General features: G+C 72.0%; 26 protein-coding genes and 1 pseudogene. 14 read left to right on the forward strand and 13 right to left on the reverse strand.

Annotation, left to right across the window (positions count from 1 at the left end):
- Together CWN80_RS12895 and CWN80_RS12900 are read right to left on the reverse strand one after the other, a co-directional pair.
- Nucleotides 1-312 carry a hypothetical protein gene (locus CWN80_RS12895; RefSeq protein WP_007923821.1) on the reverse strand — a complete coding sequence of 104 codons (312 nt, stop codon included), beginning with the start codon at nucleotides 310-312 and terminating at the stop codon, nucleotides 1-3.
- Nucleotides 309-863 carry an NUDIX domain-containing protein gene (locus tag CWN80_RS12900; RefSeq protein WP_051987777.1) on the reverse strand — a complete coding sequence of 185 codons (555 nt, stop codon included), beginning with the start codon at nucleotides 861-863 and terminating at the stop codon, nucleotides 309-311. The genes CWN80_RS12895 and CWN80_RS12900 overlap by 4 nt, the downstream gene beginning before the upstream one ends.
- A gap of 118 nt (nucleotides 864-981) precedes the next feature.
- Between CWN80_RS12900 and CWN80_RS16125 the strand changes: the two are divergent.
- The 4 genes and pseudogenes from CWN80_RS16125 to CWN80_RS12910 form a co-directional block, all read left to right on the forward strand.
- A pseudogene (locus tag CWN80_RS16125) lies at nucleotides 982-1,689 on the forward strand (DUF222 domain-containing protein); the annotation flags it as partial.
- Between the two features lie 463 nt (nucleotides 1,690-2,152).
- Nucleotides 2,153-2,674, forward strand: coding sequence for an HNH endonuclease signature motif containing protein (locus tag CWN80_RS15880; RefSeq protein ID WP_238148237.1), 522 nt, complete (start codon nucleotides 2,153-2,155; stop codon nucleotides 2,672-2,674).
- Nucleotides 2,675-2,727: 53 nt separating this feature from the next.
- On the forward strand, nucleotides 2,728-3,936 hold the full coding sequence (locus CWN80_RS15885; RefSeq protein WP_007923825.1) for a DNA recombination protein RmuC: 1,209 nt from the start codon (nucleotides 2,728-2,730) through the stop codon (nucleotides 3,934-3,936).
- The gene (locus CWN80_RS12910) at nucleotides 3,896-4,129 is read left to right on the forward strand and encodes a hypothetical protein (RefSeq protein ID WP_007923827.1); all 234 of its coding nucleotides are present in this window, start codon (nucleotides 3,896-3,898) and stop codon (nucleotides 4,127-4,129) included. Before CWN80_RS15885 ends, CWN80_RS12910 begins: the two co-directional genes overlap by 41 nt.
- Before the next feature lie 77 nt (nucleotides 4,130-4,206).
- On the opposite strand, the gene hutI is transcribed toward CWN80_RS12910, so the two are convergent.
- From hutI to hutH, 4 genes are read right to left on the reverse strand one after another with little or no spacing between them, the layout of a single operon-like run.
- Nucleotides 4,207-5,367, reverse strand: coding sequence for an imidazolonepropionase (gene hutI / locus CWN80_RS12915; protein ID WP_128277400.1), 1,161 nt, complete (start codon nucleotides 5,365-5,367; stop codon nucleotides 4,207-4,209).
- On the reverse strand, nucleotides 5,364-6,311 hold the full coding sequence (hutG, locus tag CWN80_RS12920) for a formimidoylglutamase (protein ID WP_007923828.1): 948 nt from the start codon (nucleotides 6,309-6,311) through the stop codon (nucleotides 5,364-5,366). The genes hutI and hutG overlap by 4 nt, the downstream gene beginning before the upstream one ends.
- A 2-nt stretch (nucleotides 6,312-6,313) precedes the next feature.
- Nucleotides 6,314-8,002, reverse strand: a complete 1,689-nt coding sequence (gene hutU, locus CWN80_RS12925) for a urocanate hydratase (protein ID WP_007923829.1) — start codon at nucleotides 8,000-8,002, stop codon at nucleotides 6,314-6,316.
- Nucleotides 8,003-8,018: 16 nt separating this feature from the next.
- Nucleotides 8,019-9,575 carry a histidine ammonia-lyase gene (hutH, locus tag CWN80_RS12930; RefSeq protein WP_007927997.1) on the reverse strand — a complete coding sequence of 519 codons (1,557 nt, stop codon included), beginning with the start codon at nucleotides 9,573-9,575 and terminating at the stop codon, nucleotides 8,019-8,021.
- A gap of 78 nt (nucleotides 9,576-9,653) precedes the next feature.
- Here hutH and CWN80_RS12935 point away from each other — a divergent pair, with 78 nt between their 5' ends.
- Nucleotides 9,654-10,394, forward strand: a complete 741-nt coding sequence (locus CWN80_RS12935) for an IclR family transcriptional regulator (protein WP_007927998.1) — start codon at nucleotides 9,654-9,656, stop codon at nucleotides 10,392-10,394.
- Between the two features lie 138 nt (nucleotides 10,395-10,532).
- Here the strand turns inward: CWN80_RS12935 and CWN80_RS12940 are convergent, their stop codons facing one another.
- A complete protein-coding gene (locus tag CWN80_RS12940) occupies nucleotides 10,533-11,585 on the reverse strand; it encodes a 4-hydroxy-3-methylbut-2-enyl diphosphate reductase (protein WP_007927999.1) in 1,053 nt (350 codons plus the stop codon).
- 79 nt (nucleotides 11,586-11,664) lie between these two features.
- On the opposite strand from CWN80_RS12940, the gene xseA reads away from it, so the two are divergent.
- From xseA to CWN80_RS12955, 3 genes are read left to right on the forward strand one after another with little or no spacing between them, the layout of a single operon-like run.
- Nucleotides 11,665-12,897: an exodeoxyribonuclease VII large subunit gene (xseA, locus tag CWN80_RS12945; protein WP_007928001.1), complete on the forward strand. Its 1,233-nt coding sequence runs from the start codon at nucleotides 11,665-11,667 to the stop codon at nucleotides 12,895-12,897.
- A gap of 26 nt (nucleotides 12,898-12,923) precedes the next feature.
- Complete coding sequence (locus CWN80_RS12950) at nucleotides 12,924-13,154, forward strand: exodeoxyribonuclease VII small subunit (protein ID WP_007928003.1); 231 nt, start codon at nucleotides 12,924-12,926, stop codon at nucleotides 13,152-13,154.
- Nucleotides 13,151-13,555: an NUDIX domain-containing protein gene (locus tag CWN80_RS12955; RefSeq protein WP_238148239.1), complete on the forward strand. Its 405-nt coding sequence runs from the start codon at nucleotides 13,151-13,153 to the stop codon at nucleotides 13,553-13,555. The genes CWN80_RS12950 and CWN80_RS12955 overlap by 4 nt, the downstream gene beginning before the upstream one ends.
- 71 nt (nucleotides 13,556-13,626) lie before the next feature.
- Here CWN80_RS12955 and CWN80_RS12960 read toward each other — a convergent pair whose 3' ends face one another.
- Nucleotides 13,627-14,310 carry a DUF4245 domain-containing protein gene (locus tag CWN80_RS12960; RefSeq protein ID WP_007928008.1) on the reverse strand — a complete coding sequence of 228 codons (684 nt, stop codon included), beginning with the start codon at nucleotides 14,308-14,310 and terminating at the stop codon, nucleotides 13,627-13,629.
- A 77-nt stretch (nucleotides 14,311-14,387) separates the two neighbouring features.
- On the opposite strand from CWN80_RS12960, the gene glpX reads away from it, so the two are divergent.
- Both glpX and CWN80_RS12970 read left to right on the forward strand, forming a co-directional pair.
- On the forward strand, nucleotides 14,388-15,404 hold the full coding sequence (gene glpX / locus CWN80_RS12965; RefSeq protein ID WP_007928010.1) for a class II fructose-bisphosphatase: 1,017 nt from the start codon (nucleotides 14,388-14,390) through the stop codon (nucleotides 15,402-15,404).
- 3 nt (nucleotides 15,405-15,407) lie between these two features.
- Nucleotides 15,408-16,358, forward strand: a complete 951-nt coding sequence (locus CWN80_RS12970) for a PfkB family carbohydrate kinase (protein ID WP_007928011.1) — start codon at nucleotides 15,408-15,410, stop codon at nucleotides 16,356-16,358.
- Here the strand turns inward: CWN80_RS12970 and CWN80_RS12975 are convergent, their stop codons facing one another.
- From CWN80_RS12975 to CWN80_RS12990, 4 genes are read right to left on the reverse strand one after another with little or no spacing between them, the layout of a single operon-like run.
- A complete protein-coding gene (locus CWN80_RS12975; protein WP_007928013.1) occupies nucleotides 16,359-17,612 on the reverse strand; it encodes an ABC transporter ATP-binding protein in 1,254 nt (417 codons plus the stop codon).
- A gap of 30 nt (nucleotides 17,613-17,642) precedes the next feature.
- On the reverse strand, nucleotides 17,643-18,515 hold the full coding sequence (locus tag CWN80_RS12980; protein WP_007928014.1) for a carbohydrate ABC transporter permease: 873 nt from the start codon (nucleotides 18,513-18,515) through the stop codon (nucleotides 17,643-17,645).
- Nucleotide 18,516: 1 nt separating this feature from the next.
- A complete protein-coding gene (locus CWN80_RS12985) occupies nucleotides 18,517-19,425 on the reverse strand; it encodes a carbohydrate ABC transporter permease (RefSeq protein WP_007928015.1) in 909 nt (302 codons plus the stop codon).
- Nucleotides 19,422-20,729: an extracellular solute-binding protein gene (locus tag CWN80_RS12990; protein WP_007928016.1), complete on the reverse strand. Its 1,308-nt coding sequence runs from the start codon at nucleotides 20,727-20,729 to the stop codon at nucleotides 19,422-19,424. Before CWN80_RS12990 ends, CWN80_RS12985 begins: the two co-directional genes overlap by 4 nt.
- Nucleotides 20,730-20,943: 214 nt before the next feature.
- On the opposite strand from CWN80_RS12990, the gene CWN80_RS12995 reads away from it, so the two are divergent.
- The 3 genes from CWN80_RS12995 to CWN80_RS13005 are packed head-to-tail and all read left to right on the forward strand — an operon-like array spanning nucleotide 20,944 to nucleotide 22,937.
- Nucleotides 20,944-21,459 carry a beta-class carbonic anhydrase gene (locus tag CWN80_RS12995; protein WP_007928018.1) on the forward strand — a complete coding sequence of 172 codons (516 nt, stop codon included), beginning with the start codon at nucleotides 20,944-20,946 and terminating at the stop codon, nucleotides 21,457-21,459.
- Between the two features lie 54 nt (nucleotides 21,460-21,513).
- Entirely contained in the window at nucleotides 21,514-22,587 is a 1,074-nt protein-coding gene (locus CWN80_RS13000) for a Glu/Leu/Phe/Val dehydrogenase dimerization domain-containing protein (RefSeq protein ID WP_007928020.1), read from the forward strand.
- On the forward strand, nucleotides 22,584-22,937 hold the full coding sequence (locus CWN80_RS13005; RefSeq protein WP_007928021.1) for a nuclear transport factor 2 family protein: 354 nt from the start codon (nucleotides 22,584-22,586) through the stop codon (nucleotides 22,935-22,937). Before CWN80_RS13000 ends, CWN80_RS13005 begins: the two co-directional genes overlap by 4 nt.
- A 130-nt stretch (nucleotides 22,938-23,067) precedes the next feature.
- Here the strand turns inward: CWN80_RS13005 and glmM are convergent, their stop codons facing one another.
- A complete protein-coding gene (gene glmM, locus CWN80_RS13010; RefSeq protein WP_007928022.1) occupies nucleotides 23,068-24,417 on the reverse strand; it encodes a phosphoglucosamine mutase in 1,350 nt (449 codons plus the stop codon).
- A 115-nt stretch (nucleotides 24,418-24,532) separates the two neighbouring features.
- Here glmM and CWN80_RS13015 point away from each other — a divergent pair, with 115 nt between their 5' ends.
- On the forward strand, nucleotides 24,533-25,672 hold the full coding sequence (locus CWN80_RS13015) for a glutamate--cysteine ligase (protein ID WP_040881330.1): 1,140 nt from the start codon (nucleotides 24,533-24,535) through the stop codon (nucleotides 25,670-25,672).
- Nucleotides 25,673-25,742: the final 70 nt, after the last annotated feature.

Below are 25,742 nucleotides of genomic sequence, written 5' to 3' on the forward strand. Positions count from 1 at the left end.
CTAACCGCGCGAAGGGGGATCCCCGCCCTCGTCCGTCCCGTCACGGGCGTCGCCGGCGGCGACCCAGCGCCGTAGCACGGTCCGCAGGGCCCACCAGATCGCGACGAAGAGTGCGAGCAGTCCGAGCAATCGCGGCCACGACCCACCGGACGTCGCGATGACCGGCACGTAGACCAGGGTGCACACGACGGGCAGCGCCGCAAGCAGCAGGATGAAGTCCTTGGCCGTCTCGCGGCCCCACATCTGCCACAGGAGGGGCCGGTTCGTCGGCTGGCGGCGGGGCAGTTCCAGGTCGTGGAGGGGGTCACTCACGGGTCGCCCCGTTCCGTGGAGTTCTCGAGGTAGAGCGTCGTGTCGGTCGCGACCGCCTCGGCGATCATCGCCGCGGTGTACGGCGCGACCCGCTCGGCGACCGTCGCCTGGTCGACCCAGTGGACAGCCTTGATCTCGCGGGCCTGCAGGGTCGCGTCGTCGAGGAAGGTGCTGGGCACGGTCCCGAGGTCGAAGAGGCACAGCAGCGCGTCATCCCACCCTCGGTAGGGCGGCAGCCAGTTGACCGCGAGCATGCCGCGGACGGTGACCTCGAGACCGAGCTCCTCCTTGACCTCGCGCACCACGCAGTGCGCCGGGGACTCCCCCGGGTCGACGATGCCGCCGGGCAGATCCTGGTCGCGCTTGTAGACCAGCTCGCACAGGGCAACCCGGCCGGCCTCGTCGCGCAGGAGGCCCTGGGCGATGAGCCGCTTCTTGGGCAGGCGGGTGTTGAGGACCTTGATGAAGGCGAGCCGACCGGCCTCCGTCGCGAGGTCGGGCCGCGTCGCGGCGGCCTTCACCTCTTCCTCGGTGGGCTCGTCGCTCGTCATGACCACGAGGCTACCCGGGGGCGACCTCCCTTCGCCCGCAGCGTTGTCGGTGGTCGGCGAGAGGATGGGGCATGGCTCGTCGACGATGACGAAGGGGGACGACGTGACGGTCGTGCAGATGGAGACGGTGGGGACCGGGACGCTCGGGGAGGTGCGGTCGCGGACGGGTCCAGGTAATCCGGGTCCGGACCCGGATCGGTGGCTCGACGGGGTGCTGGGGGCGGTGTCGGCGGCCCGCGACCGGGTGCTGCGTGACGCTCCCAACCTCGACGACGGGCAGCTCGAGCGGGGTCTCGTGGCGACCGAGGCGGTCCGCCGGGCGGTCGACGGTCTGGAGCTCGCCCTCGTCGCGGAGGTCGGGCGCCGGGGCGAGGAGCGCGGCCCGGACGGCCGCTACCGGGACGTGCGCCTGCCCGCGGGCACGGTCGCCGACATGGCGCCCGACGCGGTGGCCGTGGCGACCGGTATCGGGCCCACCGAGGCGAGCCGACGGTGCGCGGTGGCGTCGCGTGCGGCGACCGACCTCGCAGCCCTGGCGGCGCTCGTCGCCGAGGGTCGGATCGGGCGCCGCGCCCTCGAGATGGTGCACCGGCACACGCGTGACACCACGCCCGAGACGACGGCGGCGATCGTCGCTCACCTGCTCGCCGCCCGTCGCGGGTCGCCCGGCTCGGTCCGGGTCGTCGGGATGGAGCCGCACGAGATCGCCAAGACCTGCCGACGCCTCGTCTCGCGGCTCGAGCCGGACCTCGTGCAGGCCCGGGCCGACGCCAACCGCGCCACCAGGCTCGACGTGCGCACGGAGCCCGGAGCGGTCGGCACGAGCTGGCTCACGGCGGTCCTGCCGAGCGAGATCGCCGCGGCGATCAAGGTCGCCGTCGACGCCGCGGGCCAGCGGTGGCGCGCCGAGCAGCCGGACCTCCCGATCGGCACCGCACGAGCCCTGGGCCTGGCCGACCTCGTGCTGTGCGGCAGCGAGGTCACTGCAGAGGTGTGGCTCGGGGTGCCGATCATCGCGTCGGCAGTCTCGCGGCTGACGTTCGCGCCGGTGGACGACCCGACGTGCCCCGTCTGCCGTGGCGAGGAGGACCCCGTGGCCGGCCTCTTCGAGGAGGGCGTCACCCACGAGGCGGTGGTGCACGAGCACCTGCGGATCGTCGCTGGCGAGGGCGCCGACACGGTCGGTGTGCTCGCGCAGGAGTGGATGGACGTCGCCGCCACCGACCCAGGTGCGGGTCGGTGGCGGCGACCGGTGGGTGTCGGGGGCGACGATCCCGGGCGTCGGCTTCGTGCCGCCGGACGTCGTCGCGGCGGTCGTCGGGCGTCTCGACACGCGGGTCGGACGCGCGCTGCTCGACGCGCGGACCGGCACCCTGCTCGAGACGTCGACGTCGAGCTATGCGATCCCGCGGGCGCAGCGCGACTTCGTCGCGACCCGCGACGGCACCTGCCGGATGTGGGGCTGCGACCGACCGGTCGAGTCGCGACGGCTCGGCTGGTCCGCCGACGTCGACCACGCGACGCCGTGGCCGCGCGGCGAGACCAGCCCGGCCAACCTGTCGGACCTGTGCCGGCACCACCACCAGGTCAAGCACTCCCCCCGCTGGGGCCACCGCCTGCGCGAGGACGGCTCGACCGAATGGGTGACGCCGGGCGGTGTCGTCGCCTTCACCTACCCCGTGCATGCGGTCGACGCGGAGGGTTCGTCCCCGCTGGCGGGGACCAACGAGCCCGACGAAGGGAGCCCCGCCTCCCCTTCGTCCCCACCCGTGGGGACCACCGAGGCCGAGGAGGACGCGCCGCCCTTCTGATCGGCTGCAGCCGACGTCCCACGGCTGTCGGGGGTCGCTGGTTGGCTGGGGCCATGGACATCACGACCCTCATCACGGGACTGCTCCTCGGCCTCGTCGTCGGCGGTCTGCTCGTGTGGCTGACCGGACGAGCAGAGGTGGCCGGCCTGCGAGCAGAGCGCGACGGGCTGCGCGAGCGGATCGACGAGATCGCAGCGGTCCACGATGACGACTCCCGCACGGCCGCGGCCCTCGCCCCCATGGGCGAGGTGCTGCAGCGGGTCTCGCGCAAGGTCGACGAGCTCGAGCGCGACCGGGTCGACCAGTTCGCGTCGGTGCGCGAAGCGCTGGGCCGCGTCGAGCAGACGACGACCCGGGTCGGCTACGAGGCCTCGTCGCTCGCCTCCTCCCTGCGCATCTCGTCGGTGCGCGGGGCGTGGGGCGAGGTCCAGCTGCGACGGGTGCTCGAGGTGTCGGGGATGCTCGCGCGCACGGACTTCGAGGAGCAGGCCCAGGGCGTGGCGCGCGACGACCGTGCGGTGCGCCCCGACGTCGTGGTGCGCCTGCCGGGGGGCAAGCACCTCGTCATCGACGCCAAGGCCCCGATGTCGCACTGGCTGCAGGCGCAGGCCGACGACATCGACCCCGGCGAGCGGGACCGCCTGCTCGAGGGGCACGCGGCCGCGCTGCGAGCGCACGTCGACACCCTGGCGGGCAAGGCCTACTGGACGGCCTTCGACCCCTCGCCCGAGATGGTCGTGTGCTTCGTCCCCTCCGACGCGACGCTGGCCACGGCCCTCGCGCGGGTGCCCGGCCTGCACGAGGAGGCCATGGCGGCGCGGGTCGTGCTCGTCTCCCCGAGCACCCTGCTCGCGCTGCTGCGCACCGTCGCCTTCGCGTGGCAGCAGGACACGGTGACGAGCGAAGCCCGCGAGCTGCTGTCGGTCGGCCGCGAGCTGTACGCCCGACTGGCGACGCTCGGGGAGCACGCGACCCGGATGGGCCGCTCGCTGCAGCGATCCGTCGACGACTACAACCGGCTCGTCGGGTCGCTCGAGAGCCGGGTGCTCGTCAGTGCCCGCCGCATGCACGAGCTGGGTCTCGCGACCGACGGCCTGGCCGAGGTCGAGCCGGTCTCGGTGGCCCCGCGCCCACTCACCGCCCCTGAGCTGCTGGACGCCGTCGCGTCGCCCGACGCCCGCCCCGAGCTGGACGTCGACATGCCGCCGCGCCGGTGGGAGCGTGGTCGCAGGACCAGCACGGATCAGGAGGAGGCGTCATGACGTCACCCATGACCCCGACCGGGACCCGTCGTGGGAGCCGCCGCTCGCCGGCAGCGACGCGGAGCAGATCGTCGCGGCTCTCGACCGCCAGCGAGCCACCCTGCGGTGGAAGGCCGATGGGCTCGAGTCGGTCGACGGGCGGACCGGTGAGGACCCGGCCCCGGACTGGGTGACGCTCTGGGACCGGGGCTGAGCCCCTCCCCTTCGTCCGCATTTCCCCAGGGAAATGACAGCCGCCCTCCGTATCTCCCTAGTGAAATGCGCAAGCCCTCAGACCTCCAGCGCCCGGGCGATCGGTACCCCGGCGCGGTAGCTCAGGTGCAGGTGGTTGGGCGCCTCCAGCAGGGCGAGGTCGGCGCGGGCGCCCACCTCGATCCGGCCGATGTCGTCGCGGTGCAGCGCGCGGGCTCCGCCGCGGGTCGCGGCGACGACGGCCTCGCTGGGGGTCAGTCCCATCTCCCGCACCGCGAGCGCGATGACGAAGGGCATCGAGCTCGAGTAGCAGGTCCCCGGGTTGCAGTCGCTCGCGAGCGCGATCGACACCCCCGCGTCGAGCAGCGCCCGCGCGTCCGGCCACGGCGAGCGAGTGGAAAACTCCACGCCCGGCAGCAGCGTCGCCGTCGTCGTGCCTGCACAGCCGACCAACGCGTCGACATCCGCCGACGAAAGGTACGTGCAGTGGTCGACGCTCGCGGCGCCGAGCTCGCAGGCAAGCTGCACACCGGGCCCGTGACCGAGCTGGTTGCCGTGGACCCGCAGCCCGAGCCCCGCCGCACGGCCGGCCTCGAGCACCTCGCGCGACTCCTCCCCGGTGAAGGCGTGCGGCGAGTGCGGCTCGCAAAACACGTCGACCCACCGGGCGTGCGGCGCACACGCCGCGAGCATCTCGCCGGTGACGAGCTCGACGTAGCCCGCCCGGTCATCACGCATCTCCGCGGGCACGACGTGCGCCCCGAGATAGGTCACCTCGTCGGTGACCTCAGCGGCCAGGCGCAGCGCCCTCTCCTCGTCGGCGACAGTGAGGCCGTAGCCGGACTTCACCTCGACCGTCGTCGTGCCCTGGGCGCGCATCTCCGCGAGGCGAGCCGCCAGCGCGGCCCGCAGGTGGTCATCACCGGCCTCGCGGGTCGCAGCGACCGACACCCCGATGCCGCCCCCGTCGTAGACCTGGCCCGCCATCCGAGCGGCGAACTCCGTCGACCGGTCCCCCGCGAAGACGAGGTGAGCGTGACTGTCCACGAAACCCGGTGTGACACAACGCCCTTCGATGTCGATGACCGCGTCCGCGGCGGGTGCCGACGAAGCGGGCCCGACCCAGGCGATGCGCCCGGCGTCGACGACGAGTGCGTGGTCGGCGCGGGCGCCGACGCCCCCTTCGCCCGTGCCGTCGCAGGTGACGAGCTCACCGATGTTGGTGACGAGCGTGCTCATGCCGACCTCCTGCGCGCGGCCTCGCGGGTGATGACGCGGTGGATCAACCGGGCCGCCACGCGGGCGGTCCGCTGGTCGACGTCCAGCCGCGGGTTGAGCTCGGTGACGTCGAGGTGGACGAGCTTGCCGCTGGCGACGACCGCGTCGCACACCGACTGGATGACGAAGGGGGGAACCCCCAGTGCCGCAGGCGCGCTCACCCCGGGCGCCACCGCAGCGGGCAGCACGTCGAGGTCGATCGTCAGGTACACCTCGTCGACCCCCGCGAGGACGTCGCCGACGAAGGCCACGGCCGGCTCGACCTGCTGGCTGTCGTCGTCGAGCAACCACCGCGCGCCGAGCGCTTCGGCGGTGTCGAAGAGTGCCGACGTGTTGCCGGTGCGCGCGATGCCGAGCACCGCGTAGTCGAAGCCCAGCCCCGCCGCCTGCCGCTCGCGCGCGATCTGCCGGAAGGGCGTGCCCGACGTCGGCCGGTCCGCCTCCCGCAGGTCGAAGTGCGCGTCGAGGTTGAGCACCCCGAGCCCCGGCCGCAGGCCGAGCCCGAGGTGGCTGCCGTAGGCCGTCTCGTGACCGCCGCCGAGGACGACGGTGAGGGGCGCGTCGTCGCGGGCAGCCGCTGGCGCGCCCTCGCGCGCTGCAGCGACCACCTCGCCGAGCCGAGCATGGCCCCCTTCGAGGTCCTCGCCGTCGACGACGACGTCACCGTGGTCGACGACCGTGAGGTCCTCGTGGACGGCGAGGGAGGCGAGTGCGGCCCGGATCGCCCCCGGCCCCTCGGCCGCGCCGACGCGACCGCGGTTGCGGCGCACCCCTTCGTCACTGGCGAAGCCGACGAGCGCGGCGTCGGCCGGTCGGCCGGACCCGGGCTCGGCCACGACGCCCCAGAAGCGCCGGTGCGCCAGCCCGTCGCCGTCGCTGCGCCCGCTCCACGCGAAGGGAGCCATGCTCACCCCTCCTGCCCGTCCCGGATGAGCGGCTCCATCGGCACCCGCACCCCGCGCTCGGCGGCGACCTCCGCCGCCCGCGAGTAGCCCGCGTCGACGTGCCGCAGCACGCCCATGCCGGGGTCGTTGGTGAGCAGCCGGTCGAGCTTCTGCGCGGCGAGGTCGGTGCCGTCGGCTACGCCGACCTGGCCGGCGTGGATCGAGCGGCCGATGCCCACGCCGCCGCCGTGGTGGATCGACACCCAGGTCGCACCGGAGCTCGTCGCGGTGAGGGCATTGAGCAGCGGCCAGTCGGCGATGGCGTCGGAGCCGTCGAGCATCGACTCGGTCTCGCGGTAGGGCGAGGCGACGGAGCCGGAGTCGAGGTGGTCGCGGCCGATGACGATCGGCGCCTTGACTTTGCCCTCGCGCACGAGCTCGTTGAAGAGCAGGCCCGCCTGGTGCCGCTCGCCGTAGCCGAGCCAGCAGATGCGCGCGGGCAGGCCCTCGAACTCGACGAGCTCGCCGGCGGCGTCGAGCCAGCGGTGCAGGTGCTCGTTGTCCGGGAAGAGCTCCTTGAGCGCGGCGTCGGTGACGGCGATGTCCTCCGGGTCACCCGACAGCGCCACCCAGCGGAAGGGCCCGAGCCCCTCGCAGAAGAGCGGCCGGATGTACGCCGGGACGAAGCCGGGGAACTCGAAGGCCCGCGTGTAGCCGGCGTGCCGGGCCTCGTCGCGGATGCTGTTGCCGTAGTCGAAGACCTCGGCGCCCTCGTCCTGGAACTCGACCATCGCCTGGACCTGCGCGGCCATCGACTCGCGGGACTTCTTGGTGAAGCCCTCCGGGTCGGCCTCGGACTCGCGCTGCCACTCGTCGAGCGCCACCTCCGCCGGCAGGTAGCTCAGCGGGTCGTGCGCGCTCGTCTGGTCGGTGACGACGTCGATCTCGACCTCGCCGGCCCGGTGGCGGCGCAGGATCTCGGGGAAGATCTCCGCGGCGTTGCCGACGAGACCGACGGACAGGGCGCGGCGCTCCCCCTTCGCCGCCATGACCTTGGCGAGGGCGACCTCGACGTCGGTCTCCACCTCGTCGAGGTAGCGCTTGGACTGGCGCCGGCGCAGCCGTGTCTCGTCGACGTCGACGATGAGGCAGGCGCCGCCGTTGAGCGTCACGGCGAGGGGCTGCGCGCCGCCCATGCCGCCGCAGCCGCCGGTGAGGGTCAGGGTGCCGGCGAGCGTCCCACCGAACCGCTTGCGACCCACCGCGGCGAAGGTCTCGTAGGTGCCCTGGAGGATCCCCTGGGTCGCGATGTAGATCCACGACCCGGCGGTCATCTGGCCGTACATCATCAGGCCCTCGGCCTCGAGCTTGCGAAACTCCGGCCACGTGGCCCAGTCGCCGACGAGGTTGGAGTTGGCGAGGAGCACGCGCGGCGCCCACGGGTTGGTCCGCAGCACGCCGACCGGCTTGCCCGACTGCACGAGCAGCGTCTCGTCGTCGGCGAGGTCGGTGAGGGTCTCGACGATCGCGTCGAAGGCCTCCCACGATCGCGCGGCACGGCCGGTGCCGCCGTAGACGACGAGGTCGTCAGGGCGCTCGGCGACCTCGGGGTCGAGGTTGTTCATGAGCATGCGCAGCGGCGCCTCGGTCTGCCAGCTGCGGGCGGTCAGCTCGGTGCCTCGGGGGGCACGCACGGGACGGGCTCCGTCCATGGTGATCAGGCTCCTTCTACTTCAGCGGGCCGGTGACGGACTGTGCGGCCGCGAGGACCGACCCGTCGACGACGGCGAGGTGGGCGGCGGTGAGGTCGGGCGAGGTGAAGCGGTCCGGGCCGGGCCCGCTCTCCCCGTGCTCGGCGAGGGCGTCGATGACTGCGGCGGTGGCCGGTGCCGGACGAAGGGGGGCCCGCAGCGCGATCCCCCGCGCGGCGGTGTGCAGCTCGATGGCGACGACCCGGGCGAGCGCGTCGACGCTGCGGCGCAGCTTGCGCGCAGCGCCCCAGCCCATCGACACGTGGTCCTCCTGCATGGCGCTGCTCGGGATCGAGTCGACGCTGGCAGGGGTGGCCAGGCGCTTCATCTCCGAGACCATCCCGGCGGCCGTGTACTGCGCGATCATCAGGCCGGAGTCGGTGCCGGGGTCATCAGCGAGGAAGGGCGGCAGCCCGTTGGACCGCTTGACGTCGAGGAAGCGGTCGGTGCGCCGCTCGCTCATGCTCGCGACGTCAGCGGCGACGATCGCGAGGAAGTCGAGGACGTAGGCCACGGGCGCCCCGTGGAAGTTGCCGTTGGACTCCACGCGCCCGTCGAGGGTGACGACGGGGTTGTCGATGGCCGAGGCGAGCTCGTGGCCGGCGATCGTCGCGGCGTGCTCGACGGTGTCGCGCGCCCCGCCGTGCACCTGCGGCGCGCAGCGCAGGGAGTAGGCGTCTTGGACGCGCGTGCAGGCCGCCGGGTCGCGGTGGCTGTCGCGGATCGGGCTGTCGGCGAGGACGGCGCGCATGTTGGCGGCCGAGAGGGCCTGGCCGGGCTGGGGGCGCAGGGCCTGCAGGTCTGCGGCGAAGACGTCGTCGGTCCCGAGCAGCCCCTCGACGCTCATCGCGGTGGCGATGTCGGCGGTGGTGAGCAGGCGCCGCAGGTCGTGGACGGCGAGACAGAGCATGCCGAGCATGCCGTCGGTGCCGTTGATGAGCGCCAAGCCCTCCTTCTCGTGGAGCTCGACGGGGGCCAGACCGGCGCCGTCGAGCGCCTCGGCCGCGTCGACCTCGTCGCCGCCGTCGATCCGCACACGGCCCTCACCCATGAGGGTGAGTGCGCAGTGGCTGAGCGGGGAGAGGTCGCCGGAGCAGCCGAGCGACCCGTACTCGTGGACGACCGGGGTGATGTGGTGCTGCAGCAGCGCGAGGTAGAGACGGAGGGTCTCCTCGCGGATGCCGGTGCGACCGGTCGCGAGGGTCTGGACGCGCAGCAGCATGAGCGCGCGCACGACCTCCTCCTCGACCTCTGGGCCCGCGCCGGCGGCGTGGCTGCGCACGAGCGAGCGCTGCAGCTGGGCGCGCTTGTCGTGCGGGATGTGCGTCGTCGCCAGGGCGCCGAAGCCGGTCGAGACGCCGTAGTGGGCGACGGTGTCCTCCGCGAGGCCCTCGATGACGGTGCGCGCAGCGCGGACCCGCTCCCAGGCGGAGTCGCTGATCTCGACGGCGGCGTGGTGGCGGGCGACGACGACGACCTCGTCGATGGTGAGAGGCCGGTCGCCGAGGACGACGGTGGTGGTGTCGGTGCTCATGGGTCCATGCAACTCCCTTCGGCGTCACCGGGAGCGCCGATGGAGGGGATAGTGTCTCGGATACGAGACAGGAGCCCCATGTCCAATGCCACCTCCGCGGGCCACGCGCTGCGCGCACTGACCCACCTGGCCAGCCGCGCCGAACCCATCCCCGCGGCTCACCTCGCCCGCGCGCTCGACCTGCCGCGCAGCAGTACCTACCACCTGCTCACGGTCCTCGTGGAGCACGGCTACGTCGTGCACTACGCCGAGGAGCGCACCTACGGCATCGGAGCCGCGGTCCACGAGCTCGGCGCGGGGTACCAGCGCCAGGACCCGCTCCAGCGGCTGGCCCGGCCGCTGGTCGAGCGGCTCGTCGACGCGACGACGCACAACGCGCACCTGGCGGTGCTCTCGGGTCGAGACGTCCTCTACGTCATCGAGGAGCGGGCGCCGCGTCGCCCTTCGCTCGTCACCGACGTCGGGGTGCGCCTGCCGGCGACGCTCACGGCGAGCGGGCTGGCGATGCTCGCCGCCCTCCCCCGCCGGCAGGTCACGGCCCTCTACCCGTCGGCCGCGGTCATGGTCGGCGGTGGGCCGGCGACACCATCGGCCCTGCGACGACTGCTCGTCGACGTGCGTGCTCGTGGGTACGCCGTCGAGGCGGGCAGCGTCTCGCCCGACCTGTCATCGGTGGCGAGTGCCGTCCTCGACCGCGACGGGCACCCCGTGGCGGCGGTGGCCCTCACCTATCGCACCGACGACGTCGACGAAGGGGGCGCCGCCTACCTCGCGCAGGCGGCCGCCGAGACGGCGACGAGGATCAGCCAGCGGCTGTGACCCCCGTCCGCTCGGAGATCCCCGTACCGCTCCCTGAGGAGGTCGCGAGACCCCCGTCCGCTCCCTGACGAGGTCGCGAGACCCCCGTCCGCTCCCTGAGGAGGTCGCGAAGCGACCGTCTCGAAGGGCGGGGACGGGCTAGTGCAGCTGGCCGGCGTCGCCGAGGGCGCCGGCGTCGTGCTTCATCTGGTCGCTCATGCCGGCGGCCTTGAGGTCGCGGCGCAGCTCCTTGGGCAGGGCGAAGAGCAGCGACTCCTCCGCGGCGGTGACCGGCTGCGGCTCGCCGTAGCCCCGCTCGGCGAGGAAGTCGAGGACCCCGCGCACGAGGATCTCGGGGACCGAGGCACCGGAGGTGACACCGACGGTGCGCACACCGTCGAGCCAGGCCTCGTCGATCTCGTCGGCGTAGTCGACGAGGTGACCATCGCGCGAGCCGTGCTCGATGGCGACCTCGACGAGGCGCACCGAGTTGGAGGAGTTGCGCGAGCCGACGACGATCATCAGGTCGCAGTCCTTGGCCATCTGCTTGACGGCGAGCTGACGGTTCTGCGTCGCGTAGCAGATGTCGTCGGAGGGCGGATCCTGCAGCTTGGGGAACTTCTCGCGCAGCCGGCGCACCGTCTCCATCGTCTCGTCGACCGAGAGGGTGGTCTGCGAGAGCCACACGACCTTGTCGGGGTCGCGGACCTCGACGTTGGCGACGTCATCGGGGCCCTCGACGAGGGTGATGTGGTTCGGCGCCTCGCCAGAGGTGCCGACGACCTCCTCGTGCCCCTCGTGACCGATGAGCAGGATGTCGAAGTCGTCGTCGGCGAAGCGGACCGCCTCGCGGTGGACCTTGGTGACCAGCGGGCAGGTCGCGTCGATCGTCTTGAGGCTGAGGGCCTTGGCCTCCTCGTGGACGATCGGGGCGACGCCGTGGGCGGAAAACACGACGGTCGCACCCTCGGGCACCTCGTCGGTCTCCTCGACGAAGATCGCGCCCCTCTTCTCGAGGGTCGTCACGACGTGCTTGTTGTGGACGATCTCCTTGCGCACGTAGACCGGCGGGCCGTAGAGCTCGAGGGCCTTCTCGACCGTGACGACGGCACGGTCGACACCGGCGCAGTAGCCGCGGGGCGCGGCGAGCAGGACGCGCTTGGCATCCTGCGGGGCGGCGGTGTCGGCGGTCGGGGTCGCACTGGTGGTCATGCCCTCCATCGTAGGTGAGGGGGCTGAACACGCCCTGACCGCCGCCGGACCGTCCGACGTGCCTGCTTGACTGTGGGCCGTGAGCATCCCCCTTCCCGACAAGGCAGCCGACACCACGGCCGAGCAGCCGTGGCCGGTGCGGCTGCTGAGCATGAAGATCGCCGAGTACGTCGACCGCATGTCCGTCACCTGGGTCGAAGGGCAGGTCGTCCAGCTGACCCGACGACCCGGCGCACGCACCGCGTGGCTGACGCTGCGCGACCCCGACGTCGACATGTCGCTGTCGTGCATGGTGCGGGTCACCGCGCTCGACGCCATGCCGGCGCCGCTCGGCGAAGGTGCGCGGGTCGTCGTCCAGGCCAAGCCGAGCTACTGGACCCAGCGCGGCTCGCTGTCGATGGACGTGCGCCAGATCCGGCCGGTCGGCGTCGGCGAGCTGCTTGCCCGCATCGAGTACCTCAAGCAGCACCTGCGCGCCGAGGGACTCTTCGAGGCCTCTAGCAAGCGGCCGCTGCCCTTCCTCCCCCGCCGGGTCGGCCTCGTCTGCGGACGGGCGAGCGCCGCCGAGCGCGATGTCGTCGAAAACGCCCACCGCAGGTGGCCGGGCCTGCCCTTCGAGATCCGGCAGGTCGCCGTGCAGGGGCCGACGGCCGTGACCGAGGTCAGCGCGGCCGTCGCCGAGCTCGACGCCATCGACGACGTCGACGTCATCATCGTCACGCGCGGCGGTGGGTCGGTCGAGGACCTGCTGCCCTTCAGCAACGAGACGATGGTCCGCGCCGTCGCCGAGGCACGCACCCCGGTCGTCAGCGCCATCGGGCACGACGTCGACACCCCGATCCTTGACCTCGTCGCGGACGTGCGGGCCTCCACGCCGACCGATGCCGCCAAGCTCGTCTGCCCCGACGCTGCCCAGGAGGGGGCCGGTGTCGTCGAGGCCCGAGGGCGCGCCCGGGCTGCCCTGGCCGGCATGGTCGACCGCGAGCGCCGCGGCCTCGTGCAGCTGACGAGCCGGCCCGTGCTCACCGACCGCACGGCCTTCGTCCGGGCGCAGCGCGAGGTCGTCGCCTCCCTGCGTCGCCGGGCACACAGCCGGGTCGAGGCGCGGCTGCACCGCGAGCGCGACCGCATCGGTCACCTGCGGACCCAGGCGCGGGTGCTCTCCCCCGCCTCGACGCTCGAGCGCGGCTACGCGATCGTCCAGCGGCCCGAAGGGGAGGTCGTCGCCTCCCGCGAGGCGCTCGCCGTCGACGACCTGCTGCGGGTGACGGTCGCCGACGGCGACTTCGCCGTGCGGGTCACCGACTCGTGACACCGCCCGCACCTAGAGTGGTCGCCATGGCCACCGACCCGCAGCCCGACCAGGAGCAGACCGACGTCGCCGACCTCTCCTACGAGGAGGCCCGCCAGGAGCTCATCGAGCTCGTCGCCCGGCTCGAAGGGGGCCAGGCCGGCCTCGAGGAGTCGATGCGGCTGTGGCAGCGCGGCGAGGCCCTCGCCGCCCACTGCGAGGCCTGGCTGGACAAGGCCGAGGCGAGCCTGGGGTCCGAGGGCACGTCCGAGGAGTGAGCGAGCCGCTCCACCGGGTCGCCATGGGGCTGCTCGTCACCGGCGAGCGGGTCCTGCTGGCGCACCGGCACCCCCTTCGTCGGCACTACCCCGACTGCTGGGACGGCGTGGGCGGCCACATCGAGGCCGGCGAGTCGCCGGAGCAGGCCCTGGTGCGGGAGTGCCAGGAAGAGCTCGGCGTGACGGTGACCCGGTGGCGGCGACTCGCCCCACCCGTGACCGCCTGGGCCGACGACCTCGAGCTGCACCCCTTCGTCGTCGACGCCTGGCGGGGCACCCCGACCAACCTTGCTCCCGACGAGCACGACGACCTCGCCTGGGTCGACCCCGGCACGCTCGGCTCCCTTCGCCTGGCGCACCCGGGCCTGGCCCCCCTCGTCACGACCGCCATGAGCCGCTGAGCATGAGAAACCCCGGCTTCGCAAGAGTTGGGGACTCTTGCGAAGCCGGGGTTTATCGGGTCACCCGAGAATCACGAGGAGGGTGAGGCGCTGCTGCTGCCGGCCTTCGTCACCTTGACCGGGGCCAGCCGGTCGGCGAAGTCCTCGAGCTGCTCCCACGAGCCGGTGCCCGTGACGAGCGTGGTGAGCTCGGTCGTGTCCTGCGGGACGTGGACCAGACTGCGCTGGACCTTGCCCTCGCGGTCCCGCTTGGTCCAGGTGCGACCGTCGCGGGTCTCGAAGGTCCCCACGCGCGCGCCGTTGTTGGTCTGGGTGTCGACCCAGCCTTCGCCGGGATCGAGCGCCTGCTGGACCGAGACGTACTCGCCGTCCGGGGTGGTGTAGCCGGCGTTCCAGACCATGACGTCCCCCTTCGAGCGGACGTAGCGCACGCTGGTGGCGACCCAGCCGTCCGGCAGGTCGCGCGGGTAGGCGAAGGGCTGGCCGGCCTGCTGGGCGCGGTACTGGGCCGATCCGGGCACGTCCACCGACTGCGGCGTCGTGCTGTTGGGCCGCCCCGTCATGAAGAACAGGGCGAGGGTGATCGCCACGATGACGGCCATCGAGCGGGCCATGTTGGCCGCCGACCCCTTGGCGTAGTGGCTCGCCCCGCGCGCGGGGACGCCCTGCTGGGCCGCGAGCTCGGCCGGGGTCGGCTCGCGGTCCGGGGTGGCGCGTGGGGCGGTCTCGGCGGGGTCGCCGGGGGCAGAACTCATGAGTGACATGGTCGCACGCGTGGGAGCGTGCTCCGGATAGGCTCTGGCGCGACGAGCACCACCCGCAGAGGAGACACATGAGCCAGTCCCAGACGTCCACATCGAGCGCCGGGGTCATGCACCCCGACCGCAACCTGGCGATGGAGCTGGTCCGGGTCACCGAGGCTGCCGCCCTCGCCGGTGGCCGGTGGGTCGGGCGTGGTGACAAGAACACCGCCGACGGCGCGGCCGTCGACGCGATGCGCTCGATGATCTCCAGCGTGCAGATGCAAGGCACCGTCATCATCGGCGAGGGTGAGAAGGACGAGGCGCCGATGCTCTACAACGGCGAGGAGGTGGGCGACGGCACCGGCCCCTCCTGCGACGTCGCGGTCGACCCCATCGACGGCACCACCCTCACGGCGAAGGGGATGACCAACGCGGTCTCCGTCCTCGCCGTCGCCGACCGAGGGTCGATGTACGACCCCAGCGCCGTCTTCTACATGGACAAGCTCGTCACCGGCCCCGAGGCTGCGGACGTCGTCGACATCCGGCTGCCCGTCGCCGAAAACATCAAGCGCATCGCCAAGGCGAAGGGCGAGCAGCCCGAGGACGTCACCGTCATCATGCTCGACCGGCCGCGGCACAACGACCTCGCCGAGCAGGTGCGTGCCGCCGGCGCCCGCATCCGCTTCATCTCCGACGGTGACGTCGCCGGCGCCATCATGGCCGCCCGCCCCGGCACCGGCATCGACCTGCTCCTCGGGGTCGGCGGCACGCCGGAGGGCATCATCACCGCCTGCGCCATCAAGTGCCTCGGCGGTGTCATCCAGGGCCGCCTGTGGCCGCGCGACGACGAGGAGCGCCAGCAGGCCATCGACGCCGGTCACGACCTCGACCGGGTCCTCACCACCGACGACCTCGTGGCGACGGACAACTGCTTCTTCGTCGCCACCGGCATCACCGACGGCGAGCTGCTGCGCGGTGTCCGCTACCGCGCGGGCGGCGCGACGACCGAGTCGCTCGTCATGCGCAGCAAGTCCGGCACGATCCGCGTCGTCGAGGCCCACCACAACCTCACCAAGGTCGAGCGGCTCTCCCCCGGCCTCGGCTGACCCGTGCCCAGCCTGCGGCGTGCGCCCGCGCCCTGCTCCACCCTCGTCATCGGCGAGTCGCTCGTCGACGTCGTCGTCGGGTCGGACGGGCACACGCAGGAGCACGTCGGAGGCAGCCCGCTCAACGTCGCCGTGGGGCTGGCCCGCCTGGGCCACCCCGTGAGCCTCGCGACCTACTTCGGCCGTGATGCCCGCGGCGCCATGATCGGTGAGCACCTCGCCGAGGCAGGGGTGCGGCTGACCCAGGGCAGCGACAGCGCCGCCGACACCTCGACCGCGACCGCCACCCTCGACGCCGCGGGCACGGCCACCTACGACTTCGACATCACCTGGCGGGTGACCGAGCCACCTGACGTACCGGGCCACCTGCACACCGGGTCCATCGGCGCCCTGCTCCGGCCCGGCGGCGTCGACGTCCTGTCGGCGATGAGCACCGCCACCCGCGGGCACACGATCTCCTACGACCCCAACATCCGCCCGGCCCTCATGCCCGACCGCGAGCGCGTCCTCGAGGAGGTCGAGCGTCGCGTGGCCGTCAGCGACGTCGTCAAGGCGAGCGACGCCGACCTCGAGTGGCTCCTCGACCGCCCGCTCGACCCGACCGGCATCGCCGACCTCCTGCGCTCGTGGTGCGACCTCGGGCCGGCCCTCGCCGTCTGCACGCTGGGCCCGGCCGGGGCGCTGGCGATCCTCCCTTCGGGCCGCCGCATCACCGCGCGCGGACGCCGGGTCGACGTCGTCGACACCGTCGGGGCCGGCGACTCCTTCATGGCCGGGCTGCTCTCGGGGCTCGCCGACGCCGGCCTGCTCGGCGGCGCCGACGCCAAGGCCCGGCTGCACAAGGCGCGCGGTCGGGTCATCACCGGCGCGATCGAGCGCGGCATCGCCGCCTCCGCGCTCACGGTGACGCGGCCCGGCGCCTGGGCACCGAGCCGCGTCGACCTCGAGGGCTGATCAGCCGGCGGTCGCGGCCTCGCGGGCACGCGCCCGCTCCAGGGCCCGCTGCCGGTCCTCCTCGGACTGGCGGGCGATCTCCGCCGCCTTCGCGTCGTCACGGGTCAGGCAGTCGCCCGACTCCGGGTCGAAGACGTGCATGAGGGTCGGGTCGAAGACGAAGTTGCCGTCGTCGCCCTCACGCACCCGCGAGCGCGGGTCGAGGTTGATGACCATCTGCGTGCGCATGCCCTCGCCGTCGAGCTCCTTGTCGAGCTCGTCGAGCTTGTGCTTGACGTCGCCCTCCACCGTGAAGGGCACGTAGGCGTACTGCTCGTTGCCCAGCCACTCCGTCTGGTCGACGGGTGCGGCGAAGCGCACCCCGCCGCTCGGGACGTCGCCGAGGTCGGCGTCCTTGATGTGCTCCGGGCGGATGCCGACGATGAGCAGCTCCTTGCCGCCGGCCCGCTCGCGCACCGCCTGCGGCAGCGGCACGGTGCAGAAGGGCAGCTCGAGCTCGTCCCCCTTCACCTCCGCCGGCAGGAAGTTCATCGGCGGCGTCCCGATGAAGCCGGCGACGAAGAGGTTGACCGGCTGGTCGTAGAGCTCGCGGGGGCTGGCGCACTGCTGCAGCACCCCCTTCTTGAGCACGGACACGCGGTCGCCGAGGGTGAGGGCCTCGGTCTGGTCGTGGGTGACGTAGATCGTCGTCGTGCCCATGCGCCGCTGCATGCGGGCGATCTCCGTGCGCATCTGGCCACGCAGCTTGGCGTCGAGGTTGGACAGCGGCTCGTCGAAGAGGAAGGCGTCGGCGTCGCGCACGATCGCCCGGCCCATCGCCACCCGCTGCCGCTGCCCACCGGAGAGATTGGCCGGCTTGCGCTCGAGGTGCTCGTCGAGCTCGAGCATGGAGCTCGCGGCGCGCACCTTGGCATCGATCTCCTCCTCGCTGTGCTTGCCCTTGGCCAGGCGAAGGGGGAAGGCGATGTTCTCGAAGACCGTCAGGTGCGGGTAGAGGGCGTAGTTCTGGAAGACCATCGACAGGTTGCGGTCCTTCGGCGACAGGTCGTTGACCCGCGTGCCGTCGATGAGCAGCTCGCCGCTCGTGATGTCCTCGAGCCCGACGACCATGCGCAGCAGCGTCGACTTCCCGCAGCCGGAGGGACCGACGAAGATCATGAACTCGCCGTCCTTGATGTCCAGGCTCACGTCGTTGACCGCGGGGAAGCCGTCGCCGTACTGCTTGACGATGTTGTTGAGGGTGATCTCAGCCATGGGGGTTCTCCAGTGTTGTGAAGGCGGGGGTCAGCCCTTGACGGCGCCCGAGGTCAGGCCGGCGACGATCCGGCGCTGGAAGATCAGCACCAGGATGACGACGGGGATGGTCACGACGACCGAGGCCGCCATGATGGCGCCCGTCGGCTGCTCGAACTGGCTGGCTCCGGTGAAGAAGGCGAGCGCCGCCGGGACGGTGCGGGCCTGGTCGGAGGTCAGCGAGATCGCGAAGACGAAGTCGTTCCACGCGGTGAAGAAGGTGATGATCGCCGTCGTGAAGACGCCCGGGGCGGCGAGCGGGATGATCACCTTGCGGAAGGCCTGCCAGCTGCTCGCCCCGTCGACCTGCGCGGCCTGCTCCATCTCCCAGGGGATCTGCTGGAAGAAGGCCGACATCGTCCAGATCGACAGCGGCAGGGTGAGCGCGAGGTACGGGATGATCAGGCCGGGGATCGTGTCGAAGAGACCGACGCGGCTCCACACGTCGAAGAGCGGCGTGACCATGGCGACGACCGGGAAGAAGCTCACCGCGAGCGCCGTCGTGAGGATCATCTTCTTGCCCTTGAACTCCAGTCGGGAGATCGCGTACGCGCAGAACATCGCGAGGACGACGGAGATGACCGTCGCGAGCAGGCAGACGATGAGCGAGTTGCGCAGGGCCGGCATGAAGAGGTCGCTCGCGCCGCCGGTGAAGATCAGCCGGTAGTTGTCGAGCGTCGGGTCCTTCGGCCAGAAGTTGCCGAGGTGGGCCGCGTCCGGGTCGGCGAGGGTGTCGGCGCTCTTGAGCGAGAGCGAGAGCATCCACAGCAGCGGCAGGACGGTCCAGATCATGATGGGCACCGCGAGCGCGGTCCACAGGCCGGTGCCCTTGACGGGCTCCTTGACCTTCGCTTCCTTCGCCATCTCAGCTCCTCCCCTGGGTGAGGTCGACCTTGAATCCTCGGACGAAGACCGCCGCGATGAGCAGCACGCAGAGGAAGAGGATCACCGACAGCGCCGACCCGAGACCGATCTCGGTGCGGTCGATCGTCTGGCGGTAGATGAGACCGGAGAGGGAGTTGGTCCCGTTGGCGCCCCCGGTCATGATGAAGATGTTGTCGAAGATGCGGAAGGCGTCGAGGGTGCGGAAGAGCACCGCGACCATGATCGCCGGCTTCATGTTGGGCAGGATGACCTTGGTGAGCACCTGCATCCACGAGGCCCCGTCGACCTTGGCCGCCTCCTCCATCGAGGTGTCCACCTGGGCGAGGCCGGCGAGCAGGAGCAGCGACATGAAGGGCGTCGTCTTCCAGATCTCCGAGAGGCAGATGACGAAGATCGAGGGCCAGAAGCTGCCGAACCAGTCGTAGTTGTCGCTGACCCCCGGCACCCAGCTCGTCCAGCGGTTCACGAAGCCGGTGTCGGTCTGGTACATGAAGAGCCAGGTGAAGCCGGAGACGACCGTGATGATCGAGTACGGGATGAGCACCACGGTGCGCAGCGTCCGCCGGGGCAGGACGATCCGGTGCATGACCAGGGCGATGACGAAGCCGAGGACCAGCTCGATGACGACGGTGATGACGGTGATGATCACCGTCGCGAGCATCGCGCTCCAGAAGACCGAGTCGCTGAAGGAGACGACGTAGTTGTTGAGCCCGACGAACTCCCGGTTGTCGGGGTCGGTGAGCCGGTAGGCGAAGAAGCTGTTCCAGATCGCCTGGAGGATCGGGTAGGCGGTGACGAGCAGCATGACGACGAAGGCGGGCAACGCCAGCTTCCAGCCGAGGCGTTGCTCGGCCTTCGCACGGTCGGAGAGACGGGGAGCGGCACTCACAGCAGTGCATCTCCCTTCAGCACGTCCTGGAGCAGGCTCGTCGTCTGCTGGGGCGTCGACGACGGGTCGACCGCGCCGGGCGGGCTGTACTCACGCTGGATGCCGCTGGAGACGTCGCCGTAGTACTGGGTGAGCGGGCGCGGCCCGCTCGAGTCGAGCGAGGCGCGGATCAGGCCGGCCATCGGGAAGGTCTCCTTGACCTCGGCGTCGTCGTAGACCGCCTTGCGGGCGGCCGGGTTGCCGGTGCCGAGCATGTACGACTTCTGGCTCTCCTGCGAGGTGAGGCACTCGACGGCCTCCCAGGCCTGGTCCTGCTTCGTCGACGAGGAGGCGACGCCCATCTCGATGCCCCCGAGCGGCGGCTTGGACTCGCTGCCCTCGACGGTCTGCGGGTAGCGCGCCCACGCGAGGTCGTCCATCCAGTCGACCTCCGCGCCCTCGAGCGCGGCGTAGACGTAGGGCCAGTTGACCATGAAGCCGGCGTTCTCGTTCTGGAACATGTCGAGCGTGGTCGTCTCGTCCGTCGAGCCCATCGCCGGGCCGCCGACGCCCTCCGAGCTGACCTTCTGGATGATCTCGGCGGCCTTCTTGCCGCCCTCGGACTCCAGGCCGAAGGCGAGCTGGTCGCCGTCGGCGCCGGGATTTTCGACGATGTGGTCGCCGCCCCCTTCGACGAGGGCGTTGATCCAGACCATGTAGCCCTCGTAGCGGGAGGCCTGCACGCCGATGTCGGTGTCGGTCTTCTTGGCGGCGGCGATGACCTGGTCCCACGAGACCGGCTTGCTCATGTCGAGGCCGGCCTTCTCCGCGACGGACTTGCGGTACCAGAGCAGCTGGGTGTTGGCCCAGAAGGGAGCGGCGTACAGCTCGTCCTTCCACGTCGCGTTGGTGACGGCCGGGTCGACGACGTCCCCGGTGAAGGTGGCCTTGCGGTCCTGCGGCACCGGGGCGAGGAAGCCGGCCTCGGCGAACTCGGCGACGAAGACCGGGTCGATCGACATGATGTCGACGCCCTTGTCCTGCGAGGCCAAGCGCCGCAGCAGCTGCTGGCGCTGGTCGCTCGCGCTGTTGGGCAGCAGCTGGATGCCGATCGTGTAGGCGCCACCGGAGGCGTCGGAGCACTCCTTGGCCAGCTGGGCCTGCCCGCCACCGGCCGGGTCGGAGCCACCACCGTCGGGGTTGATGTACCAGGTCAGGTGGGTCGCCCCGCCTGACGAACCGTCGTCACCGCAGGCCGCCAGACCGAGGCTGGCCGTCATCGTCACGGCCGCCACCCAGGCGATCCGACGTCGTCGTCCGTCCACGTCGTTCCTTTCGTCGCGAGGAGACGACGAGGCGCAGGGGGTCGTCGACGTCGTCTCCCATGGACTGTCTACACCGGTTGTGTGGTCCGCACCACGCTCTCGCCCCCACGAGTTGTCATCGGGATGCTTCCGTGACGCACGGCTCGTGGACCGCCCGCATCCGGCGGGCCGCCACGGGGCTACTGTGCGAAGACCCCTTCGAAAGGATTCGCTCATGAGTGCACCGACCCCCTCGACCGACGACTTCGCGGACCTCGTGGCCGCCAACCGCGCCTTCGCCGACGACTTCTCCCTCGGCGGCTTCGACGGCATCGCGAAGGCGGGCGTCGCCATCGTCACGTGCATGGACAGCCGCATCGACCCGCTGGGCATGCTCGGGCTGCAGCCGGGTGACGCCAAGATCTTCCGCAACCCGGGGGGCCGGGTCACCGCCGCCGCGCTCGAGGCGCTCGTGCTCGGGGTGCACCTGCTCAACGTCAACCGCGTCCTCGTCATCCCGCACACCCGCTGCGCCATGGCCTCCGCGACCGAGGTCGAGCTGCGCGAGCGCATCGGCGCCTCGGCCGGGCAGGACGCCTCGTGGCAGGGCTTCCACGTCGTTCGCGACCAGCTCGACGCGCTCCGTCAGGACGTCGCCGCGGTCCGCTCGCACCCGCTGATCTCGGACACCGTCAAGGTGGGCGGATTCATCTACGACGTCGACACCGGGCTCATCGACCAGCGCCTCTGAGCCGGCGCCGACCCCGGGTGACAGGGGTCACACGGCCCCTGTCACCATGGGCGGATGACCACCGTCACGCCCCCTACCCCGACCGCTGACGCCATCGCCGAACCCTGGGCGAGCGAGCAGACGATCACCTGCCGCGACGACCGCGTCGGCCGGCGTGCCGTCATCGCGATCGACGACACGACCCTCGGCCCGGGCTTCGGCGGGGTGCGCTACCGCGCCTACCCGTCGACCGAGGCCGCCGCGCGCGAGGCCCAGCGTCTCGCCGCCGCGATGACCCTCAAGCACGCCCTGGCCGAGCTGCCCTACGGCGGCGCCAAGTCCGTCGTCGTGCTCGACGGCCCGGTGCCGGCACCCAGCTCCCCCGAGCGGCGCGCCCTCTTCGCCCGCTTCGGCGAGATGGTCGCCCGCACCGCGGGGACGTACATCCCCGGCGTCGACATGGGCACGCTCCTCGAGGACATGCAGACCATCCGCGACGACGGCGGCGCCCGGGCCTTCTGCGACGAGGTGAGCCCCTCCCCCTTCACCGCCCGTGGCGTGTACGCCGCCATGCGCGCCGCCGCGGTCCACGAGCACGGCGAAGGGGGCCTCGACGGCCTGCACGTCGTCGTCCAGGGCGTCGGCAGCGTGGGCGAGGAGGTCGCCCGCCTCGCCCACCGTGACGGCGCCCGCGTGACCGTCGCCGACATCGACACCGCCCGGGCGCAGGCACTCGCGACCGAGCTGGGTGGGCAGACCGTGGCGACGCAGGCGGCTCCCTTCGCCGAGGCCGACGTCTTCGCGCCGTGCGCGGTCGCGCGGGTCGTGACCCGCGAGGCGATCCCGCGCATCCGGGCGCGGATCATCGCCGGCGCCGCCAACGACACGCTCGACACCCCCGACTGCGCGGAGGCGTTGCGCGCGGCTGGCATCACCTACGTACCCGACTTCGTCGCCAATGCCGGCGGCGTCATCCAGGTGCACGGCGGTGTCGCCGGCTGGAGCGATGCCGAGACGCTCGCGGCCGTCGACCGCATCGGCACGCGCGTCGGCGAGCTGCTCGAGACCGCCGACACCGAGGGCATCACGCCGCTCGAGGCCGCGCTGCGTCGCGCCGACGCGGCGCTGGGGCGGACGGTGGCCCGATGAGCGCCGAGGCCGCGGTCCGCCGCTACTACGAGCTCGTCGACGCCGGTGACGTCGAGGGCGTCGTCGGGTGCTTCGCCGACGACGCCGTCTACCACCGCCCCGGCTACGCGCCCATGGTCGGGGCGGAGGCGCTGCGTGCCTTCTACTCCGGCGAGCGGGTCATCGCCGACGGGCGGCACGTGCTCGACGAGTTCGTCGTCGACGGCGAGCGCGTCGCGGTGCACGGGCGATTCACCGGCACCCTCAGGGACGGCAGCGCCGCGCAGGTCGGCTTCGCCGACTTCTGGGTGCTCCGTGACGACCGTCGGGCGACCACGCGCCGCAGCTTCTTCGACACCCCCGCCGTCTGACCTGCCACCCCTCTCCTGCGCATTTCCCTAGGGAAATACCACCCAGCCTGCGCATTTCCCTAGGGAAATACGGACCCCCGTGCGTATTTCCCTAGGGAAATACGCACGGGGGTCGGTGGAGTGGTCGGAGTCAGAGGGAGAGGCGCTCCCGGACGACGACGGAGAGGCGCTCGGCGGACTCCTGGGCCCGCTCGTGCGTGTCGGCCTCGACCATGACGCGCACGACCGGCTCGGTGCCGGACTTGCGCAGCAGCACGCGGCCGTCGTCACCGAGCGCGGTGGAGACCTCGGAGACGGCGCCCTGGACACCCTCGTCGTCGTCGACGCGGTCCTTGTCGACACCCTTGACGTTGATGAGCACCTGGGGCATGCGGGCCATGACCGACCCGAGCTCGGCGATGCTCTTGCCGGTCTCCGCGACGCGGGCGGCGAGCATGAGGCCGGTGAGCACCCCGTCACCGGTCGTCGCGTGCTCCTGGAGGATGACGTGGCCCGACTGCTCGCCGCCGAGGGAGTAGCCGCCCTTGCGCATCTCCTCGAGGACGTAGCGGTCGCCGACGCCGGCCTGGACGACCGAGATGCCGTGCTCCTGCATCGCGCGGATGAGGCCGAGGTTGCTCATGACCGTCGCGACAAGGGTGTCGTCGGCGAGGCGGCCGTGCTCCTTGAGCGCCACCGCGAGGATCGCCATGATCTGGTCGCCATCGATCTCGCGGCCCTCGGCGTCGACCGCCAGGCAGCGGTCGGCATCGCCGTCGTGGGCGATGCCGAGGTCGGCACCGTGCTGACGGACCGCCTCCTGGAGGGGGCCGAGGTGCGTCGAGCCCACCCCGTCGTTGATGTTGAGCCCGTCGGGCCGGGCACCGATGACGTGCACCGTCGCGCCGGAGAGGCGGAAGACCTCCGGCGAGACCTCGCTCGCCGCGCCGTGCGCCGCGTCGATGACGACGGTCAGACCCTCGAGCTGGGGCTCCACGGCGTCGAGCAGGTGGCGCACGTATCGGGTGCCACCGTCGTCCATGAGCGTCACGCGGCCGACGTCGACACCGGTCGGGCGGGCCGGCGACTCCTCCATGGCGGCCTCGATCGCGTCCTCGACGGCATCGGGCAGCTTGTGCCCGCCGGAGGCGAAGAACTTGATGCCGTTGTCCGGCATGGCGTTGTGCGAGGCGGAGAGCATCACGCCGAAGTCCGCATGGACCTCGGCGGTGAGGAAGGCGACGGCCGGGGTCGGCACGACGCCCGCGTCGAGCACGTCGATGCCGCTGCTCGCGAGGCCGGCCACGACGGCTGCGGACAGGAACTCACCCGACGCGCGGGGGTCGCGCCCCACGACCGCCACGGGCCGCCGCCCTTCGGTGCCCTCGGGGTCCCGCAGGACGCGGGCTGCCGCCTGGGCCAGGCGCAGGGCCAGGTCGGCCGTGATGACCTCGCCGTTGGCGAGACCGCGGACACCGTCGGTGCCGAAGAGTCGGGACATGGATCATGCAACCTTCCGTGAGGACCCCCGTCCGCATGTCGCACGCGGGACGGGCCTCAGTGACGATACCGGCTGGTTAGGCTGGGACACCGCAGGTCCGGGCGTCCGAGAGGCCATCATGATCGACTTCACCCCCTCAGAGGGCCCCACGCTGGGGGTCGAGTGGGAGATCGCACTCGTCGACCGCGAGACGCTCGACCTCGTCCCCCTCGCGGAGAGCGTCGTCGGCCCCCTCACCTCAGACGACGTGCTCGCGCCCAAGATCCACCGCGAGCTGCTGACCAACACCGTCGAGATCGTCACGGACAAGTGCCATGACGTCCCGGAGGTCATCGCCGACCTCTCCTCGAGCCTCGACCGGCTGCGGACCCTGACCGATGACCTCGGTCTCGAGCTCATGAGCGCCGGCACCCACCCCTTCGCCCGCTGGGAGTCCCAGCAGGTGACCGAGGGCGACCGCTACGCCACCCTCATCGACCGCACCCGGTGGTGGGGGCGGCAGATGGTCATCTACGGCGTGCACACCCACGTGGGCGTCACCCACCGCGACAAGGTGCTGCCGCTGCTCGGCGGGATGCTCACCTATGCACCCCACCTGCAGGCGCTCTCGGCGTCGTCGCCGTGGTGGGGCGGCGTGCCGACGGACTACGCGAGCAACCGCGCCCAGATGTTCCAGCAGCTGCCGACGGCCGGCCTGCCCTTCCAGTTCGACACGTGGGCCGAGTACGAGCGGTACGTCGACGACCTGCTCGTCACCGGCGTCATCGACGAGCTCAAGGAGGTGCGCTGGGACCTGCGCCCCGCGCCGCACCTCGGCACGCTCGAGGTGCGGGTCTGCGACGGGGTCCCGACCCTGCACGAGATCGGGGCACTCACCGCGCTCACCCAGAGCCTGCTCGTCCACCTCGACGACCGCCTGACCGACGGCGGCACGATCCCGACCCTGCCGCCCTGGCACGTCCAGGAAAACAAGTGGCGCACCGCCCGCTACGGCATGGACGCGATCATCATCCTCGACGCCCGCAACCGCGAGCGCCTCGTCACCGACGAGCTCCACGACCTCCTCGAGCGGCTGGCACCGATCGCCCGCCGGCTCGGCTGCAGCGACGAGCTCGCCGCCGTCGAGGACATCATCCGCGTCGGCGCCAGCTACCAGCGCCAGCAGGCGGTCGCCGCCGCCCACGACGGCGACCTCGTCGAGGTGACCCGGTCGCTCGTCTCGGAGATGCGGGCCGGCCGACCCGCCGGCACCTGACGACGACCCCGCACCACGACGACGAAGGGCGCCGCCCACCGTGAGGTGAGCGGCGCCCTTCGTGCAGCCC

This window comes from Janibacter hoylei PVAS-1, assembly GCF_004025845.1.
In the GTDB taxonomy this organism is placed as follows: Bacteria; Actinomycetota; Actinomycetes; order Actinomycetales; family Dermatophilaceae; genus Janibacter; species Janibacter hoylei.